Source organism: Deltaproteobacteria bacterium, assembly GCA_016874755.1.
Taxonomy (GTDB): domain Bacteria; phylum Desulfobacterota; class Binatia; order UBA9968; family UBA9968; genus DP-20.
Window position 1 is genome coordinate 1 of the sequence record VGTH01000096.1, and the last position, 3,298, is coordinate 3,298.

A 3,298-nucleotide genomic window follows, 5' to 3' on the forward strand; every position below is an offset into this window, starting at 1 on the left:
CCGCGAATGGCTCTAGTTTGCTATCTATGGGGGAATTGTCAAGACTAAGGTTGCAGATAAAAAGCGAACCAAACCCTCGATCAAAGCGAATCTATCGTGTCGTCGCCCGATGCCTTCGCCTGGCCAGGCGCAAACCCGTGACGCTCAACGATTTTCAATCCCGCAGCCCTTCTCACAATCCGTAGAAAGAATTTGTTTGCCTTTACGGTCCACTTGTGGCACTTCCGTTCGATCATGCCTGAGACCAAATGGTATCGCGAGCTGACGCCCTACCAATGGCGCGTGTTGATCTGTGCCTGCCTGGGTTGGGCGCTCGACATCATGGATGGCTACCTCTACGCGATTATTTTGTTTCCGGCGATGAGCGATCTGTTGGGCACAACCGAAAGCGCGGTGATCGGCCTCTACGGCGGCATCGTGCTTAGCATCTTCATGATCGGTTGGGCGCTCGGCGGTTTGATCTTTGGCCCAATCGCCGATCGCTATGGCCGTGCGAAGACCATGGCGATCACCATTCTTATCTACGCGACATGCACGGGGTTATGCGGTTTGGCGAATAGTTGGCAGGAGCTGGCGCTGTATCGGTTTCTTACCGGACTAGGCATCGGCGGCGAATGGGCCGCCGGCGCCGCGTTGATCGCCGAGAGTTTTCCCGACAAGTCGCGCGCCAAGGCGGCCGGCATCATGCAAGCCTCCGGCGGCATCGGCTTTTTTCTCGCGACGGCGCTGTATTTATTTGTCGGCCCCTACGGCTGGCGCTGGGTGTTTGCTCTCGGCGTGTTGCCGGCCATCGTGGCGTTCTACATCCGTCATTCTCTGGAAGAACCGGCGCGCTGGACGCGCGCTAAACAGACCGGCAACCCGTTTGCCGCGCTGTTCGCACCGGAGACGCGACGCGATGTCCTCGTCGGCACGGGCCTCGCTGTGGTCGCGACATTTGGCTATCAAGGCGCGGTGCAATGGGTGCCCAGTTGGATCGCCGCCATGCTCAACGCGCAAGGCACCCGCGCGGTGATTCCGCAGGTGAGTCTGGTAACGACGACGCTCACCACCGGCGGCATCCTGGGCTGCTTGTGCATGCCCTACGTCGCCGAGCGCTGGGGCCGCAAGGGCGCCATGTTCATTTATTTTCTCGGCGCGCTGATTTCCGTGCCGACGACATTTTTGTTCGCCACGCAGTTTAGTCACGCGGTCATAGCGTCGCCGGTGATGGGGTTTTTCGCCGCCGGTGTTACCACGGCGTTTGCGATTTATTTTCCGGAGCTGTTTCCAACCAAGATCCGCGCCACGGCCCAGGGATTCTGTTTTAACTTCGCCAGATTTTTTTCTGCCGCCGGCCCGCTGCTCGCCGGTGTGCTCACTTCCGCGCATGGCTCCTTCGCACCAGCGGTCGCCACCATCGGCTCCATCTATATTCTCGGCTTGGTTCTGTTGATCTGGGCGCGCGAAACCCGCGGCCAGGCACTGCGCGACTAGTCATTGCCATCTCTTCTGTCTCAGCCCGCGTAAAGTTTGCGGTGCCGGCCACCGATGCAACCTATGGAGTGGGCCGCGCTTGCTCTGTCGAAAGATTGACACGCGGGGTTGCGAACGTGATAAAGAAAATCAAAGTTGAAAAGCTCAGGCCGGGAATTTTCGTGCACGACTTCAACTGCGGCTGGCTGCACCATCCCTTCCTCAAGAATCGCGTCAAGCTCACGAGCGACAAGGAGATCGAAAAAGTCGCCAAGTGTGGTATCCGTGAAGTCTATATCGACACCGATCATGGGCTCGATGTCGACGATGCGCCGTCGCAGGATGAGATCGATCAAACCATTGATGGCGAATTCCAAGCCTTGCGCACGGTCAGTCATGGAACGCAGGACGAGCTCCCCCTGGCGACTCGCATGGAAAGCGCGAAAGCCCTGCTGGCGGAAGCCAAGCTCACGACGCAACGATTGATGGACGCGGTCCGCTTGGGCACGCAGATCGACATGGGCACCGTCGAAAACCTGGTCGAGCGCATGACTGAATCGGTGCTGCTCGACCGCGATGCCCTGGTGAGTTTGCTGCGCATCAAAAGTAAAGACGAATACACCTACCTTCACTCGCTGGCCGTGTCGGCTCTGTGCATCTCGTTTGCCCGGGCGATGGATTTCGATGCCGCCAAAATCAGAGGCATCGGCATTGGCGGGTTGCTGCACGACATCGGCAAGGTGAAAATTCCCAAAGGTATTTTGAACAAACCGGGCCCGTTGACCCAGGGCGAGTTTGAGATCATGAAGCAGCACGTTGACCACGGCAACGAGCTGCTGCAACAAACCACGCGCCTAAACGAGTGCTCCATCTGTGTGACGGCGCATCATCATGAGCGACTCGATGGCACTGGTTATCCCAAAGGGCTACGCGGCGATGAGATCAGTTTGTTCGGCCAGATCTCGGCCATTGTCGATATCTATGACGCGCTGACTTCGGAACGCTGCTACAAGGCGGCGATGGCGCCGACGGAAGCGCTGCGCAAAGTGCTCGAGTGGAGCGGCGCTTACTTAAACCGCTCCCTGGTGGAAAAGTTTATCACCCACATCGGCATTTATCCCATCGGTTCGGTCGTGCGCCTGCGCAGCGGTGCCATCGGTGTGGTGGTGCGCCATGGTGAGAAAGATTTGCTCCACCCTGTAGTGCGCATCGTTTTCGATTGGCGCCGCCAACGGTCACAGGAGGCGCCGGAGTTAGATTTGGCGCAGCCGGCCTGCGGCGGCGATGGCAACGAAATCGTCAGTTGTGAGTCGGCGGCGAAACTGAAGATCGATCCGGTCAAATATCTATTCTGAGCAGCGGTCCGCTTCAGGCGCGATCGGCGACGGTCATTGCCGGCGCCCTGAATTTCCACTCCAACCCGACAATCGCCATCGCGAGCAAGAGGCCCGCGACATTGGTGGCCAGCCAAATGGGTGCGGTGGCCGATGGAATTAACGCGACTCCGGCGAGAATCATCAATACGCGTTTAGGCCAACTGATGGGTCGGAAAAGAAAGCCAGCGACACCCACCGCGAGAAAAACCACGCCGACCACTGCGGTGGCAATGGCGAGGCCGATGTCGAGCAGGTTGCCTTTAAAAAGCAGCGGCGGATGGAAAACAAAAACAAACGGCACGATGTAAGCGACGATGCCCAGGCGCATGCCGGTCCAGCCGGCTTTCCAGAAGTCGGCTCTGGCAATTGACGCGGCGGCATAGGTGGCGATGCAGTCGGGCGGCGTAATCAACGAAAGCATGCCGAAATAGAAAAAGAACAGGTGTGCCGCCAGCGGCGGGATGCCC

Annotated in this window: 3 protein-coding genes; 2 read left to right on the forward strand and 1 reads right to left on the reverse strand. The window is 58.5% G+C overall.

From position 1 onward, the window contains the following. Positions 1-234 precede the first annotated feature (234 nt). Both FJ145_26565 and FJ145_26570 read left to right on the forward strand, forming a co-directional pair. Positions 235-1,476, forward strand: a complete 1,242-nt coding sequence (locus tag FJ145_26565) for an MFS transporter (GenBank protein ID MBM4264973.1) — start codon at positions 235-237, stop codon at positions 1,474-1,476. A 116-nt stretch (positions 1,477-1,592) separates the two neighbouring features. Further along, complete coding sequence (locus FJ145_26570) at positions 1,593-2,810, forward strand: HD-GYP domain-containing protein (protein MBM4264974.1); 1,218 nt, start codon at positions 1,593-1,595, stop codon at positions 2,808-2,810. 13 nt (positions 2,811-2,823) lie between these two features. Here FJ145_26570 and FJ145_26575 read toward each other — a convergent pair. Then, positions 2,824-3,298, reverse strand: a 475-nt coding sequence (locus FJ145_26575; GenBank protein ID MBM4264975.1) for a TRAP transporter large permease subunit, incomplete at its 5' end; no start/stop codon positions are given.